Here is a 14290-nt window from a genome sequence, read left to right as displayed (position 1 = left end):
GCAGAGGGAGAGCGCACATGCAGGTCGGCGTCGTCTGGACCATCAACGCGAAGAGCTTGTCGATCGACAACGCGGTCGCGAACGCGAACGAACTGCGCGAGGAGGGATTCCGCCGCGTTTGGACCACGCAGATGCCGAACGAGCCGGACGCTCTCACTGTGATCGGCGTCGTCGGGCGCGAGGTCCCCGACATCGAATTCGGCACCAGCGTCCTGCCGATCCAGTCCCAGCACCCGATGAAGCTCGCACAGCAGGCGGCAACGGTGAACCAGATCCTCGGAGGGCGCCTGACCCTGGGTCTCGGACTCAGTCACAAGGTCGTCACCGAAGGCATGTGGGGCGTTCCCTACGGTAAGCCGGTCCAGCGCACCGAAGAATATCTCGACGGCCTCCTCCCCCTCCTCAACGGCGAGAAGGCCAGCGCGGCAGGTGAACTCGTCACGACGCGCGGATCGCTCACCTTGCAGGCCCCCGCCCCGTCGGTCTACTTCGCCGCGCTCGGCCCCAAGATGCTCAACGTCGCAGGACGTCGCACCTCCGGCACGGTCACCTGGATGACCGGCCCGAAGACACTGCGCGACCACGTCATCCCCACGTTGCGTCAGGCCGCCGCCGACGCCGGACGACCCGACGGCGCCGTCCGTACCGTCGCGATGCTCCCCGTCTGTGTGACCGACGACGTCGACGCCGCCCGAGCCGAGGCCGGGCGCCAGTTCGCGATGTACGACGGGCTGCCGTCGTACAAGGCGATGCTCGACCGTGAAGGCTTCACCGGTCCGGCCGACGCCGCTATCGTCGGCGACGAGGCCACCGTCGCCGATCGCCTCGCCGAACTCGCGGCTTTCGGCGTCGACGAGTACGTCGGAATCTTGTTCGACCGCGATCCGGAGGTCCGCGCCCGCACCCGGGCCCTCCTGCGCACACTGGACGAGTAGCCACCGCCACACGCCGAGGAGAACCATGTCGAACACACTCATCACCGTCGACGAACTCGCGGAGGCGATGCTCTCGTCTCGGCCGCCAGCGGTTCTCGACGTGCGCTGGCAGCTAGGACGCGACGACGGTGCGCAACAGTATCGGGAAGGCCATCTGCCCGGGTCGGTGTACGTCGACCTCGACACCGAGTTGGCGGCACCGGGCAGCCCCGAGCGCGGCCGCCATCCGCTGCCGGACGTCGCCGACCTGCAGGCGGCCGCGCGGCGCTGGGGTGTGGACGCGTTGGCCCCGGTCGTCGTTTACGACGACAACGGCGGCATGTCGGCGGCTCGCGCGTGGTGGCTGCTTCGGTGGGGCGGGGTCGCGGACGTGAAGATCCTCGACGGCGGGCTCGACGCCTGGCGCGATGCCGGAATGCGATTGTCGAAGGGCGACGCGAAGCCACGCACGGGCACCGTCGTGCTGACCGGCGGAGGTCTGCCTGCGGTCGACATCGACGACGTCGTCGTCACCGATGCGCTCCTGTTGGACGCCCGCGCCGGCGAACGGTTCCGCGGCGAAGTGGAGCCCGTCGACCCGCGTCCCGGACACATTCCGGGCGCGACCAGTGCCCCGACGGCCGACAACCTGGTGGACGGGAGGTTCCGCACCGCGGACGAACTCCGTTCCCGCTTCACCGATCTCGGCGTCGACGGGCACCGCGACGTGATCGTCTACTGCGGGTCGGGCGTCACCGCTGCGCACCAGATCGCCGCGCTGGAGCACGCTGGTTTCCGCGCGGCGCTGTACCCCGGCTCGTATTCACAGTGGTCGTCGGACCCCGAGCGCGATGTCGAGGTCGGCTGAGAGGTCAGTCGCGCTCTAACAGGAAGAAGTAGGGTCGCGGGGAATTGCGCAGGTCCATCGCGCCCAGGAGAGTGTCGTCGTCCAGTCTCCGGAAGTGGTCGATGATGGCAAGCTGGTCGTAGACCATCGCGGCGCTGACCTTGCCCCGGTACTCGACGTTGCGGAGGCGGGCGCGATGCCTGCGCGTGCGCACTGCCTTGAACGCGGTGGTGATACCCCGGATCTTCGGCCGCGGCATGCGGGTGCCGAGCGTGTTGAGCAGGTTCATCGGAACCGAGCCGGGGTTCACCGGGTACAGGTCGCCCGGCTCACCGAACAGCAGCGGGTGCACGTGATCGGCGCTGTCGAACCGCTTGCCATACCAGCCGGAGACGGCGAGCAGTCCGTCGAGCGGGTGGCCGGTCGGGACTTCGGAACCATGCCACTGACCAAGGATCTCGTCGATGGTGACGGACGGCAGCGAATCGTAGAGTTCGCATGCCGTGTCCGACGAGAGGCCCGCCTGGAGTTCGAGGGCGGTGAGAGTCATCGTGCGCCGACTTTCTGTTCGGTGGGGTAAGAATCCAGGTGCTTCACGGGACAGCCGCTAGGGAACGTGCCCATCGCCTCGACCCGGTAGCCGTCCGGGTACGACTTGACGCGGTGGCTGTCCGACGCACCCTTCGGCTTGCGCCGCGGAGGCAGCATCCTGACGAATGCGGCCCGCGCGCGCATCGCCCGACGGCTGGCGGCGACGACCAGTCGGGGAGGCTTCGCATAGTGGAAGGCGTCGAGCAACCGGTCGTCCATCAGTGCGCGAGAGAACACGCGCACGGCAGGCCGCGACGGCTTCGGGTAGAACGTCGCCATCAGGTCCAACGTCATGTCGGCGACGTGGCGTCCGCCCTCGTCGTACGCGAAGTGCGCAGCCTCGTAGTCGTCGAGGAGCGTCACGAACCCGTCGTACGTCTCGGGGACGTCTTTGATGTTCATGTGCCGCGCGAGTTCGCGGTAGTAGTTGGTGGACGCGACGACCTCGTCGTAGGTGAACTTCCGCCACCCGTGGTCGTCGACCCACCGTTTCGGAACGACGACGAAGGTCGCGAGGACATACAGCATGTCGTCGTTCGTGATGTCGTACGCGCGATGCATCTGGTTGATGCGACGCAGCGCCGCCTTGGCATCCGGCGTCGAGAAGCCCTGTTGCAGGGGGATCTCCAGCAGGATCGCCGTGTCGTCGTATCGCTTCTGCGTGTCGTCGAAGCCGCCGGTGTCGGCGAGGAGTCGCCCGATGCTCGGGACTGCGTACGTGCGGAACAGCGCGAAGCTCAGCGACTGGTTCATGTCCCACGGAAAGTCGAACAGCGACATGTTCCGGTAGATCTCCATGAAGTCACGGTGTGGGTCCAGTCCCGCATTGCGGTCGGGGTCGAACATGTCCTGGCCGTCCTTTCAGTGCGCTTGTGCAACGCCTCCCCCTTAGCATAAGTGGGCTTATGTAGATCGGCAAGGGGTTCGAGCAACACCACGTGACAGAATCTCTCCCATGGAATCCGACGCCGACCCCGACAAGCTTCGCCGCCGCTTCCTCCGCGCGGGCATGACGGTGCTGGCCCGTGACGGCTACTCCGGGTTCAAACAGGCTGCGGTCTGCACCGAGGCCGGCGTCACGACCGGCGCCTTCTACCACTCGTTCCGGAACTGGAAGGCCTTCGAGTCGGCCCTCATCGCACACTGGCGCCTGGAGGCGACAGACCTCCTCGTCGAGTCCGCACGCAACGTCACCGACCCGCACGACCGGATCGACGCACTCATGCAGATCGCCCTGAACCTGCCGCACGACACCGAGCGCGCCATCCGCAGCTGGGCGGCCGTCGACTCCGCCGTCCATGCGGCCCTCACCGAGGTCGAGACCGCGCGACGCGACGCGATCGCGGAGATGGGCGTCGAACTGTTCGGCCGGGAACTCGCCGAACGTCTGGCGGCCACCTCGATGCTGCTGCTGACCGGTTTCGAGAACTCGGCGAACCCGTCAATCGACGATTTCGCGTGGGCCATGCGCACCACGACGGCGACTGCGCTCGCCCTTCTCGACGAGCGTCAGGTGTCGGAGTAGTCGGCGACCCGGCCTCGCTTCGGCGCCTGATACATGGTCCACGCCATCCGTGGGATCAGCCGTCCGGGCAGCCGTGTCGGCCAGTCGTCCGGTCGTAGGAGCGCTTCGGTGCCGCCGTCGACGGTGACGACGCTGCCGACCATGAAGTCGGCGGCAGGCGACAGCATCGTCATCACCCATTCGCCGAGTTGCTCGGGCGTGCCGAATTCGCGGATCGGCACCGGGAACGACCGCACCTGAGACGACGTTGAACTAGCCAGCTGCCCTTGAAGCAGCGGAGTCATCACCGGGCCGGGCGCGATCACGTTCATCCGAATCCCGGCGCCCGCCCACTCATCGGCCACCGCACGCCTACGAACCCATCGCGCCACGGCGATCTTCGACGCCGCATACGACGCCGGGCCGGCGAGTGGCCCGCGGCGGCGCAGGATTCGGGCCGCACCCTCGGTGTCGCCGCCGACGAGGCGCCGGATGGCGCCACGCGGCACCAAAGGCGTCGACGTCGTCGAATTCGATCCGAAGACAACGACTTTCGCGTTCCCTGCGGCGGCGAGGCGAGGTCGCAGCGCGGTAACGAATTCCGTGACACCGAGGACATTGACCTCGACGATCGCTCGCTCACGGCCGCGCTTGGGCCCCACGCCTGCAGCGAGGACGACGCCGTCGAGCGGCCCGTCGACACGCTCGAGCACCTGACCGACCGCATCGGCACGGCCGGCGCTCGTCGAGAGATCGGCCGTCACGTCCGTGCCGGCGAGATCTACGCCGATCACCGTCTGCCCGCTGTCGACCAATCGCTGCGTCACTTCCGCTCCCATGCCGGACGCAGCCCCGGTCACCACATAAGTTCCCATCCCTCAACTAGAACATGTTTCAGCTTTCCGTGGGAGCGGTCAGCGCCGGAAACCAGATATCGGCCAAGATTTCCGCGGCCGACTCGAGGTCGAACTCGATCGTGCCCTGCACGTGCGCGCGCGTGAAATAGCGTTCCAGTTGTGCCACAAGGAGTTCCACCCGAAATCTCGCCTCGCCACGACGCCCTGCGGGCCACCGCGCGAGATACTCCGGCATCGAATCGGTGAGGGCGATGATCGATTCCCTGCCGACCTTTCGGAAGCTGGGCTCGACGGCGAGCGCCTCATCCCATGTGGGCAGGATGTCCCGGTTGCGGACGAACCAGTCAAGCGCCCGCCGGACCCACGCCGTGAACTCGTCCCTTCGACCGCCGCTCAGCACATCGTCGAGGTCGCCGTAGACGGCTCGCGCCCGCTGCTGCATGGTCTCGGCCCCGACCCGCGCCAGGACGTCGCTCTTGTTCGCGAAATGCAGATAGAACGTCGCACGACTACATCCCACCTCTCGCGTGATGTCGTCGACGGTGACTGTGGCGTAACCGTTTTCGATGAACAGTCGCTTCGCCGACGCGAGCAGGGCCGCACGGGTCCGAGCCTTCTGCTGATCACGCAGTGTGCCCTTGTCCCGAGCGCGCGGCTCAGTCTCCCCGGGGTCGTCGTCGAGCATCCGCCCATCATGCCTTCGACCGCCGTATGTGACAATTCTCTGTTCGCTAGACAGCGCTTCAGTCAAAAATCTATCCTTAGGTGCACATTCTTTGGGGCGGACCCGCCGCGCGACACGTTGCGTTCGCGGCGACCGGTGCCGGTGGGCAAGGCTCACGCACGGCGACGGGGCGGGAGCGTCGCCGTGCGTGCTGCGAAGGGCGGCCTTCAATCGACCCGGTAGATGCGCTGCGCGTTCTTCGCGAACAGGTGCGCGAGCAGATGGTCTCCGCGGTCGCCGACTACGTCCAGCAGAGCGCCGACGACGACGTCGATGGTCGCGTTCGGCCGATCGACCGGCATATCGGAGCCGAAGACGACGCGGTCGGGCCCGAAGCGGTCCACGACATGCAGGACCAGCGGGCCGATCATCTCGGCGAGGATATCGCGGCCGCCGATGTTGCCGGATGTCTCACGGCCGTAGCCGAGGAGTCCCAGCGCTAGCCCCGACACCTTGACCACGATGTTCGATCGGGCCGCGAGCATCGCGATCCGATCACGCCACAGACTCAGAATCTCGGCGCGGGCGGCGGCCGTCATCCCGGTCTCCGAGCCGACCGGGCCGAACACGCCGACCGGAAGGCCGAGGTGTTCGACCACGATCGTCGTCGTCGGGAACCGCCGCGCCAACAGGTCCAGTTCGCCGAGTTGATGCGAGTACGCGAACGAATGGAATGCCAGGTCGTGGCGTTCTATCGCTTCGAAGCCGCGAAGGAAGGCCGACGAGCTGAGGCCTCCTGAGCGCCTACTCGCGTGGACGACCTGCGGGTCGGGGTGGCTCGCCCACTTGCAGCGGACGCCGCGCACGAGTCCGGTGTACCGCAACTGGTCGTCGAGGTCGTCGGCGAAACCGGGAGCGCCGGGGTCGCCGGACACGACGAACCCGCCCAGTCGCGGGGCGCGAGACCGCCCGAACGGCAGGCCGGTCACGTACCGGGTCTCAGCGAAAGAGGAGTCGCTCTTCGTCGCGCCCGATCCGCCCCAGTGCGCCTCCACCCCGATGACCGTGTCGATTCCGACGCCGGCGGCTCGTCGCACCCCGCTGGCCTCAGCACCGTACTGGCGCGGCTCGTACGGTGTCCGCACGATGCTCGGGTCGATCATCAGCCGTGTCTCTGATCGGTGCGACGGCAGACCGGACAGCCAGAGCGCCGCACGCGGGAATCTGTTGATCACGGGCATGGCCGCGACGCGCGAGAAACGAGACAGCGCCCACGTCGACCGCATCGGGTCGTAGAAGTGGACGTGCGCGTCGACGATGCCGGGGATCACTCCGCTCAACGTCACGATCTCACAGTGCCACACGGGTCCTGCTCGGGTGAACAATGCAGTGCCACACACTGCATCCGGGTACCGAGGCACGAATTCGTGCTGACACGAACGGAAATGCCCGAGCACTGTCAGGTCCGAGGACTACCCTCGGGTAACAAACATCTCCCACGCCCTGAGGAGGACGTCGCCCGGTGAACTCGCCAGCTCAGCCCGTGCTGTCAGACCTCAGGCGAATGATCGCGGCGAACCCCGACCGTTTCGCCGCAGGCGTGTTCACTCGGCTCTTCTCGACCACGCCTGCGCTACGCGATCTGTTCCCCGTCGAGATGGGCTCGTTGCGTACGACGTTCGCGCAAGTCATCGACTATGTGCTCGACGCCATCTCGGCGGAGGACGGCCACGAGGACCTGATCGAGTTCCTCGCGCAGCTCGGTCGCGACCACCGCAAGTACGGTGTCACGAGCGAACACTACTGGTTGATGTACGACGCACTGATGACCGAGTTCTCGCGGATGCTCGGGGCGCGTTGGACACAGGAGGTCTACGACGCCGTCTCGCACGGCACGATGCTGATCACGGGTGTCATGCGCGGTGCGGCCGAGAGCGCGCCAGGGCCTGCGGTGTGGCACGCGAAGGTCGTGCAGAAGTTCGTGATCAGCAGGGAGCGCGCCGTCGTGCGGCTGATCGCCGACGCAGACGCGCCGCGGTTCCACGCCGGCCAGTACACCGAGGTCCAGATTCCGCAGTGGCCGCACCTGTGGCGCAACCTGTCACCCGCGACGCCGCCGAATGAACGCGGCGAACTCGAGTTCCACCTGCACGCCATCCCTGGTGGATACCTGAGCGGGGCCATCGTCAGGCAGACTCAGCCGGGCGACGTGTGGACCTTCGGCCAGGTGCACGGCACCATGCAGGTGACCGGTGACCGTCCGGTCCTCATGGTGGCGGGCGGTTCCGGGCTCGCGCCGCTGCGCGCGATCCTCCTCGACATGGCGCGACGCGTCGACAATCCGGAGACCCGGCTGTTCTACGGTGCGCGCCATCCGGGAGAGCTGTACGAACTTGGTGTGCTGCAGCAGCTTGCGCGGACCAACCCGTGGCTGCACGTGACGGCCGTCGCCGAGACCGAGACCGACCCGTGGTGGATCGACGGCGCTCCCGATCCTCGCCAGTGGGGTTTCGACCTCCGCTTCGGTCGCGTCGGCGACGTCGCGGTCGAGTATCCGCGCACGCTGTCGCGCCACTCCCTGGAGCCACGCAACTGGATCGACCACCAGATCCTGCTCTCCGGCCCCGCCCCGATGGTGTTCCACACGCAGCTCAAGCTGCGTTCGACGGGCGTCGACCCTGCGAACATCTCCCACGATCCGCTCAACTGACGCGCTGGCGGTCGAGCGCCGCCGAGACCACGCAGGTCGGCCCCGTCGCCACTGAGCGAAGACGGGGCCGAACACGGTGCGGCGGGGGCTATCCGACGCTTCCCGAACACGACGCAGTCGCGAACGGACCGTTCGCCGTCTGCGTGTACTTCACCTGCCCGTCGACGACGATCTCGCACTTGGACGTCGCGCCGTCGGACTCGTCGTTGGTGACGGAGAGAGATGCGTGCTTCGCGAATCCGGTGACGACGACGGTCTTCTCCCACGGCAACGACGCGTTCGTGTCTTGCGCCATGTTGAAGTCCTTGTCAGTCCATGTGATCGACGTCGACCCGGTGCCGGTGACCCGGTAGACGACGGTGACCTCCCGCTTGGACTCCTTGTCGACGGAGTCGACGGCGCTGCCGACGATGGCGAAGCAGCCGCCGATGACCGCGACGAACAAGAGGATGATGCCGCCGACGATCCACGGCCAGATCTTCCGCTTCTTCGGGGGCTGATACGGATAGGGCTGCTGGTATGGGTTGGGAGTACCGCCCGCGGGCGGAGGAGGAGTCGACACTGCGGAGAGTCTCCTTGTTAGACAACGGAATCAGGCAACGGAACGTTAGTCGAGCCAGGTGACTCCGCGTTGTCGATCTCTCCGATTTCGACCGTTCGGACTAAACCGAGCGGCCCGATCTTGCGCTACGTCAGCGGATCGGCTTCTTGTACCGGTCGAGATAGGTGATCTCTTCGACGGGTGGGCGCTGCGCGGACCGGAACGATGTGCCGGTCGTGTAGGCGACGGGGATCAGCCCGGCCTGCGTCATATGCGGCGGGATGCCGAGGAGTTCGGCTGCTTCGGCCTCCGCGTTGAGGTGCAGCGTTGTGAAGCAGCTACCGAGTCCGCGGCTGCGCAGCGCGAGCTGCAGACTCCAGGTCGCGGGCAGGATCGACCCCATCATGCCGGCCGCCGCGGCGGTGTTCGGTTCGCTGCTCAGCTGGTCGAGGCGGCCGATGATCAGCGGGATCACGATCACCGGCACCTCACCGAGATGTTCGGCGAGGTAATTCGCCGACGTCGCCACCCGACCCGACTGGCTGCCCGGCTCGGCGTTCGCCGCGCTCGTCGCCAGATATTCGGCTCCGCCTCGGCGATAGATCTCGGCGAGCTGCTGTTTGGTGGAGTCGTCACGGACGACGAGCCACCGCCACCCCTGGTTGTTCGACCCGGTGGGCGCCTGGACTGCGAGTTCCAAACACTCCAGGAGGACGTCATCCGGCACTGCGCGGGTCAGGTCGAGTCGCTTTCGCACTGATCGGGTCGTCGACAGCAGCGCGTCGGTCTGCGTCAGGTCGAAGTCGGCGGAGTCGAAACGGTCGATGGCGGTCATATGTCGATGGTATCGACGCAAGCAAGGCCCGGCAGGCCGTCGAGGTGGGGCTACGAATCCACTTCGGTCCGCACACCCCTCCACTAGGCTGACACGCAGTGCCAAAAGTCGACTTCGCATGATCGCCGACGCATTCCCCAACCGAGATCGGAGCGCCATGTACCGCTTGACCGTCCTCTACAACCAGCCGACCGACCCGGCAGCATTCGACGAGTACTACTTCAACACGCACATCCCGCTAGCCGGCGAGATTCCCGGGTTGCGCAGCGTCTCGGTGTCGAAGTCGGAGTCTCTCGACGGGTCCACTCCGGACATCTACCTGATCACGACGTTGGACTTCGACTCGAAGGAAGCCCTCGGCGCGGGACTCGGCTCCGAAGCGGGCAAGGCGACCGCAGCCGACGTCGCGAACTTCGCGACCGGCGGGGTGACGATGCTCGGCGCCGAGGTCGTCGTCGAGAACTTCAGTTAGTCGCACGGCATCCTCGCTAGACGCTGCAGGCGTCGCTTCCCGCTACTGGTCCGGACTGTTAGCGGGAAGCGACGCCTGCAGCGTGAAATCGTCTCTCAGCGCCTGCGTTTGCGCGGCTGCCAGACGACCAGCGCGTTGGTGTGCGGGACAGGGACGAGTTCGGCACCCGGGCGAACCGCGCTGCGCATCGCATCGATCTCGTTCTGCATCTCCAACACGCGAGCGCGCAGCGCATCGACCTGGTCGGTCAGCTCGATGATCCGCTTCACGCCCGCGAGGTTCACGCCCTCGTCCTGCGATAGTCGCTGGACCTCGCGGAGCAGGTCGACGTCGCGCGACGAGTAGCGGCGACCGCCGCCGCGCGTGCGCTGCGGCGTGACGATGCCGAGCCGGTCGTAGGTGCGCAGAGTCTGCGCGTGCATGCCGGCCAACTCCGCCGCCACCGAGATCAGATAGGTGGCGGCGGCCTCGCCGGGGACGCCGTGCGGCTTCCCTGCGTTACCTTGTGCCTTCTCCGTAGCCATCGTGCATCACCGCGCCCATCCGTCTCGTGGATCGAACCCGCTCGCCTTCTCGGCAGTCGCGTACGTCTTCAACGCTTCGGTCGCGGTGTCGTCGAGCTTCGCCGGAACCGAGACCTTCACAGTGACCAACAGATCACCCGAGCCGCCCGAACGCTTCGGAACCCCCCGGCCCTTCAGCCGCAGAGTACGCCCGTCCGACGTGCCCGCCGGGATCTTGACACCCACCGAGCCGTCCAACGTCGGAACCGACACCGTCGCACCGAGAGCGACCTCGGAGAACGACACCGGCAGCTCGACCTTCAGGTCATTGCCGTTGCGGGTGAAGACCTTGTCGGCCATCACGTGGACGGTCACGTACAGGTCGCCGGACGGCGCGCCGCGTCGGCCGGCCTCGCCTTGGCCGGCGAGCCGGATGCGTTGCCCGTCTTCGACGCCCTGCGGGACGCGGACGTTGATGGTGCGGGGCCGCACCGTGACGCCCGAGCCGGAGCAGTCCGGGCACGGATCGTCGATCTTGGTGCCGGTGCCCTGGCAGTCGGGACACGGCTCCGAGAACCCGAAGTGTCCCTGGTTGCGCGTTACGAAACCCGAACCGCTGCACGACGTACACGTTCGTGGACTGGTGCCCGGCTTGGCGCCGCTGCCATGACAGTTGGTGCACGGCGACGGGCTCGTGACCCGCAACTGCACCGTGGTGCCTTGGACAGCGTCCCGGAACGCGAGCGTCGTCTCGGTCTCCAGGTCGTTGCCGCGACGTTGCCGCGGGGACGTGGCCGCCCCTCGGGTGCGGCCGCCGCCTCCGAAGAGGCCGCCGAACATGTCACCGAGGTCGGCTCCGCCTGCGCCGCCGCCGCCGAACAGGTCACCGATGTCGAAGCCACCCGCGCCGCCGCCAGCGCCGCCGAAGCCACCGGGAAAACCCCCGCCGCCTCCGCCGTCGGCCCGGAACCTGCCGCTCGCCATGAGATTCCGCATCTCGTCGTACTCTTTGCGCTTCTCGTCGTCGGCGAGCACGCTGTGGGCTTCCGACACTCGTTTGAAGCGCTCCTCGGCTGCGGTGTCTCCGGGATTCGCATCGGGATGCAGTTCGCGAGCCAGCTTTCGGTAGGCCTTCTTGATCTGCTCCGCCGTGGCGTCGGAAGAAACGCCGAGGTCTGCGTAGAAATCGCGTTCCAGCCATTCACGCTGTGGTGCCATCAGACGTCACCTCCTGGAATTAAGTCTGTTGTCGTATGTCGTGGTTTCGACTCGCTTCGCTCGCTCGACCAGCGGCGGACGGGTCGGTAGTTGCGGGGCTCCGGTCGGTCGGCGGATGCGGAGTCCCTCGCTGATCGAGCGGAGCCGAGATCTCGGCTCCGCTCGATCAGCATGGCGATCATGCAGGATCGGTGACGGTGACCGTCGCGGTGCGGATCACCTTGTCGCCGAGCCGGTATCCGGCGCGGTAGACGAGCCCGACGACGGGCGCGTCACTGCTGCCCTCATGCTGGATCGCTTCGTGAACCTCCGGATCGAATGCGTCGCCCGGCTCTCCGAACTTGACGAGTTGCTCGCCCGCGAGGATGCCGGCCAGCTTGTCGGCGAAGGCGCGCAGCGGCCCCTCGTCGAGGTCGCCGTGCTCGCGGGCGCGGTCCAGGTCGTCGAGGATCGGGAGCAGCTTCTCGACGAGAACCTGCTTGCCGCGAGCCACCGACTGCAACGCCTCCTCGGCGCTGCGGCGACGGAAGTTGGCGAACTGCGCCCGCTCCCGCTGCAGCGCTTCGGTCAGTTCCGTGACCTGTTGCGCCTCGGGGGCCGCGTCGGCCGGGGCCGCTGCAGCATCTGCAGCGGTCTCGGCGTCGGCGGTCTCGTCGACCGTCACGTCGACGACCTCCTCGACGAACTCGTCCGGTTCCGTGGAGCCGGTCTCGGGGCTGGTCACTTGTTGTCACCTTCCGCGGGGTCGTCCACGACCTCGGCGTCGACGACATCGTCAGCTCCGTCAGCGGCTGCGCCTGCAGCGTCGCCCTCGGCCTGAGCGTTGGCGTAGATCGCCTGCCCCATGGCCTGTGACTCCTCCGACAGCTTCTCGATCGCGGTGCGGATCGCAGCCGAATCGGTGCCCTTCAGAGCCTCGTTGGCGTCGGTGATAGCAGCCTCGACCTTGGTCTTGACGTCGGCCGGGACCTTGTCCTCGTTCTCCTTGAGGAACTTCTCGGTCTGGTTGACCAGCGACTCCGCCTGGTTGCGGGTCTCCGCCTCCTCGCGACGAGCACGGTCCTCTTCTGCGTGAGCCTCAGCGTCCTTGACCATGCGGTCGATCTCGTCCTTGGAGAGACCCGAACCGTCCTGGATGCGGATGCTGTTCTCGGTTCCGGTGCCCTTGTCCTTTGCGGTGACGTGCACGATGCCGTTGGCGTCGATGTCGAAGGTCACCTCGATCTGCGGGACGCCCTGCGGTGCAGGAGCGATGCCGCCGAGCTCGAAGGAGCCGAGGAGCTTGTTGTGCGAAGCGATCTCGCGCTCCCCCTGGAACACCTGGATCTGCACGGACGGCTGGTTGTCCTCCGCCGTCGTGTAGGTCTCCGAACGCTTGGTCGGGATCGTGGTGTTGCGCTCGATGAGCTTGTGCATCACGCCGCCCTTGGTCTCGATGCCGAGAGACAGGGGCGTCACGTCGAGCAGCAGCACGTCCTTGACCTCGCCGCGCAGCACGCCGGCCTGCAGGGCGGCGCCGACGGCGACGACCTCGTCCGGGTTGACGCCCTTGTTGGGGTCCTGGCCGCCGGTCAACTCCTTGACCAGTTCGGTGACTGCGGGCATACGCGTCGAACCGCCGACGAGCACCACGTGGTCGATGTCACCGACCGCGATGCCCGCGTCCTTGATGACGGCCTGGAACGGGGTGCGCGTGCGCTCCAGGAGATCACTGGTGATCTTCTGGAACTCGCTGCGCGAGAGCTGCTCGTCGAGGAACAGCGGGTTCTTGTCGGCGTCCACCGTGATGTACGGCAGGTTGATCGACGTGCTCTGCGACGACGACAACTCGATCTTGGCCTTCTCGGCAGCCTCGCGGAGGCGCTGGTTGGCCATCTTGTCCTTGGTCAGGTCGATGCCGTTGACCGCCTTGAACTTGTCGACGAGCCATTCGACGATGCGCTCGTCCCAGTCGTCGCCACCGAGGTTGTTGTCGCCCGAGGTCGCGCGAACTTCGACGACGCCGTCGCCGATCTCCAGCAACGAGACGTCGAAAGTGCCGCCACCGAGGTCGAAGACGAGGATGGTCTGTTCCTTCTCGCCCTTGTCCAGGCCGTAGGCCAGCGCGGCCGCGGTCGGCTCGTTGACGATGCGCAGCACGTTCATACCTGCGATCTGGCCGGCTTCCTTGGTCGCCTGGCGCTGTGCGTCGTTGAAGTACGCGGGGACCGTGATGACGGCGTCGGAGACGTCCTCACCCAGGTATGCCTCGGCGTCGCGCTTGAGCTTCATCAGCGTGCGGGCGCTGATCTCCTGCGGGGTGTATTTCTTGTCGTCGATCTCGACGGCCCAGTCGCCTTCGCCCATGTGGCGCTTGACGGAGCGGATCGTGCGATCGACGTTGGTGACCGCCTGGTTCTTGGCGGGCTGTCCGACGAGGACTTCGCCGTTACGGGCGAACGCGACGACGGACGGGGTGGTGCGGGAGCCTTCGGCGTTCGCGATGACGGTGGGCTCGCCGCCTTCTAGAACGGACACCACGGAGTTGGTGGTGCCGAGGTCGATTCCGACAGCACGGGACATATGTGTTCCTCCTTGTAGGCGGCTTCGGGAAGCCGGTTCGTGTATGGGCCTGTTGGCCTGTGGTTGATGAAA

At 66.8% G+C, this 14290-nt stretch carries 16 protein-coding genes; 5 read left to right on the top strand and 11 right to left on the bottom strand.

Going from position 1 to position 14290, the window contains the following annotated elements:
• Positions 1–17 precede the first annotated feature (17 nt).
• Positions 18–935 (top strand): TIGR03564 family F420-dependent LLM class oxidoreductase, encoded by a 918-nt coding sequence (locus L5G33_RS03280; protein ID WP_236996725.1) that lies wholly within the window; start codon positions 18–20, stop codon positions 933–935.
• A gap of 25 nt (positions 936–960) precedes the next feature.
• Entirely contained in the window at positions 961–1782 is an 822-nt protein-coding gene (locus L5G33_RS03275; RefSeq protein ID WP_236996724.1) for a sulfurtransferase, read from the top strand.
• Positions 1783–1786: 4 nt separating this feature from the next.
• Here L5G33_RS03275 and L5G33_RS03270 read toward each other — a convergent pair whose 3' ends face one another.
• Together L5G33_RS03270 and L5G33_RS03265 are read right to left on the bottom strand one after the other, a co-directional pair.
• Positions 1787–2311, bottom strand: coding sequence for a DUF4334 domain-containing protein (locus L5G33_RS03270; RefSeq protein ID WP_236996723.1), 525 nt, complete (start codon positions 2309–2311; stop codon positions 1787–1789).
• On the bottom strand, positions 2308–3198 hold the full coding sequence (locus tag L5G33_RS03265; RefSeq protein WP_236996722.1) for an oxygenase MpaB family protein: 891 nt from the start codon (positions 3196–3198) through the stop codon (positions 2308–2310). The genes L5G33_RS03270 and L5G33_RS03265 overlap by 4 nt, the downstream gene beginning before the upstream one ends.
• A 109-nt stretch (positions 3199–3307) precedes the next feature.
• Between L5G33_RS03265 and L5G33_RS03260 the strand changes: the two genes are divergently transcribed.
• Positions 3308–3877 (top strand): TetR/AcrR family transcriptional regulator, encoded by a 570-nt coding sequence (locus L5G33_RS03260; protein WP_236996721.1) that lies wholly within the window; start codon positions 3308–3310, stop codon positions 3875–3877.
• On the opposite strand, the gene L5G33_RS03255 is transcribed toward L5G33_RS03260, so the two are convergent.
• The 3 genes from L5G33_RS03255 to L5G33_RS03245 form a co-directional block, all read right to left on the bottom strand.
• A complete protein-coding gene (locus L5G33_RS03255) occupies positions 3862–4731 on the bottom strand; it encodes an SDR family oxidoreductase (protein ID WP_236996720.1) in 870 nt (289 codons plus the stop codon). The two genes, L5G33_RS03260 and L5G33_RS03255, sit on opposite strands and share 16 nt — an antisense overlap.
• Before the next feature lie 19 nt (positions 4732–4750).
• Positions 4751–5398 carry a TetR/AcrR family transcriptional regulator gene (locus tag L5G33_RS03250; RefSeq protein WP_236996719.1) on the bottom strand — a complete coding sequence of 216 codons (648 nt, stop codon included), beginning with the start codon at positions 5396–5398 and terminating at the stop codon, positions 4751–4753.
• A gap of 206 nt (positions 5399–5604) precedes the next feature.
• Entirely contained in the window at positions 5605–6723 is a 1119-nt protein-coding gene (locus tag L5G33_RS03245; protein WP_236996718.1) for an amidohydrolase family protein, read from the bottom strand.
• A 176-nt stretch (positions 6724–6899) separates the two neighbouring features.
• On the opposite strand from L5G33_RS03245, the gene L5G33_RS03240 reads away from it, so the two are divergent.
• Complete coding sequence (locus L5G33_RS03240; protein ID WP_236996717.1) at positions 6900–8087, top strand: globin domain-containing protein; 1188 nt, start codon at positions 6900–6902, stop codon at positions 8085–8087.
• Positions 8088–8175: 88 nt separating this feature from the next.
• Here L5G33_RS03240 and L5G33_RS03235 read toward each other — a convergent pair whose 3' ends face one another.
• Both L5G33_RS03235 and L5G33_RS03230 read right to left on the bottom strand, forming a co-directional pair.
• Positions 8176–8649: an MmpS family transport accessory protein gene (locus tag L5G33_RS03235; RefSeq protein ID WP_236996716.1), complete on the bottom strand. Its 474-nt coding sequence runs from the start codon at positions 8647–8649 to the stop codon at positions 8176–8178.
• 130 nt (positions 8650–8779) lie between these two features.
• Positions 8780–9463, bottom strand: a complete 684-nt coding sequence (locus tag L5G33_RS03230; protein ID WP_236996715.1) for a nitroreductase family protein — start codon at positions 9461–9463, stop codon at positions 8780–8782.
• Positions 9464–9620: 157 nt separating this feature from the next.
• Between L5G33_RS03230 and L5G33_RS03225 the strand changes: the two genes are divergently transcribed.
• A complete protein-coding gene (locus L5G33_RS03225) occupies positions 9621–9935 on the top strand; it encodes an EthD family reductase (RefSeq protein WP_236996864.1) in 315 nt (104 codons plus the stop codon).
• Between the two features lie 95 nt (positions 9936–10030).
• Here L5G33_RS03225 and L5G33_RS03220 read toward each other — a convergent pair whose 3' ends face one another.
• From L5G33_RS03220 to dnaK, 4 genes are all read right to left on the bottom strand, one after another.
• Positions 10031–10459, bottom strand: a complete 429-nt coding sequence (locus L5G33_RS03220; protein ID WP_236996714.1) for a heat shock protein transcriptional repressor HspR — start codon at positions 10457–10459, stop codon at positions 10031–10033.
• A gap of 6 nt (positions 10460–10465) precedes the next feature.
• Positions 10466–11656, bottom strand: a complete 1191-nt coding sequence (dnaJ, locus tag L5G33_RS03215; protein WP_236996713.1) for a molecular chaperone DnaJ — start codon at positions 11654–11656, stop codon at positions 10466–10468.
• A 178-nt stretch (positions 11657–11834) separates the two neighbouring features.
• Positions 11835–12380 carry a nucleotide exchange factor GrpE gene (gene grpE / locus L5G33_RS03210; protein WP_372476852.1) on the bottom strand — a complete coding sequence of 182 codons (546 nt, stop codon included), beginning with the start codon at positions 12378–12380 and terminating at the stop codon, positions 11835–11837.
• Positions 12377–14218, bottom strand: coding sequence for a molecular chaperone DnaK (gene dnaK / locus L5G33_RS03205; protein ID WP_236996712.1), 1842 nt, complete (start codon positions 14216–14218; stop codon positions 12377–12379). The genes grpE and dnaK overlap by 4 nt, the downstream gene beginning before the upstream one ends.
• Between the last annotated feature and the right edge of the window lie 72 nt (positions 14219–14290).

The sequence above is a fragment of the Gordonia liuliyuniae genome, assembly GCF_021738805.1.
In the GTDB taxonomy this organism is placed as follows: domain Bacteria; phylum Actinomycetota; class Actinomycetes; order Mycobacteriales; family Mycobacteriaceae; genus Gordonia; species Gordonia liuliyuniae.
The sequence above is the reverse complement of the archived record's forward strand: the minus strand, read 5'-3'. Positions and strand labels throughout refer to the sequence as shown.

Bases quoted from the DNA above. Each gene is read 5' to 3' on its own strand.
- L5G33_RS03255 (WP_236996720.1), bottom strand. From the start codon at position 4,731: ATGGGAACTTATGTGGTGACCGGGGCTGCGTCCGGCATGGGAGCGGAA.
- L5G33_RS03250 (WP_236996719.1), bottom strand. From the start codon at position 5,398: ATGCTCGACGACGACCCCGGGGAGACTGAGCCGCGCGCTCGGGACAAG.
- L5G33_RS03225 (WP_236996864.1), top strand. From the start codon at position 9,621: ATGTACCGCTTGACCGTCCTCTACAACCAGCCGACCGACCCGGCAGCA.
- dnaJ (WP_236996713.1), bottom strand. From the start codon at position 11,656: ATGGCACCACAGCGTGAATGGCTGGAACGCGATTTCTACGCAGACCTC.
- L5G33_RS03220 (WP_236996714.1), bottom strand. From the start codon at position 10,459: ATGGCTACGGAGAAGGCACAAGGTAACGCAGGGAAGCCGCACGGCGTC.
- L5G33_RS03280 (WP_236996725.1), top strand. From the start codon at position 18: ATGCAGGTCGGCGTCGTCTGGACCATCAACGCGAAGAGCTTGTCGATC.
- L5G33_RS03265 (WP_236996722.1), bottom strand. From the start codon at position 3,198: ATGTTCGACCCCGACCGCAATGCGGGACTGGACCCACACCGTGACTTC.
- L5G33_RS03270 (WP_236996723.1), bottom strand. From the start codon at position 2,311: ATGACTCTCACCGCCCTCGAACTCCAGGCGGGCCTCTCGTCGGACACG.
- dnaK (WP_236996712.1), bottom strand. From the start codon at position 14,218: ATGTCCCGTGCTGTCGGAATCGACCTCGGCACCACCAACTCCGTGGTG.
- L5G33_RS03260 (WP_236996721.1), top strand. From the start codon at position 3,308: ATGGAATCCGACGCCGACCCCGACAAGCTTCGCCGCCGCTTCCTCCGC.
- L5G33_RS03230 (WP_236996715.1), bottom strand. From the start codon at position 9,463: ATGACCGCCATCGACCGTTTCGACTCCGCCGACTTCGACCTGACGCAG.
- L5G33_RS03275 (WP_236996724.1), top strand. From the start codon at position 961: ATGTCGAACACACTCATCACCGTCGACGAACTCGCGGAGGCGATGCTC.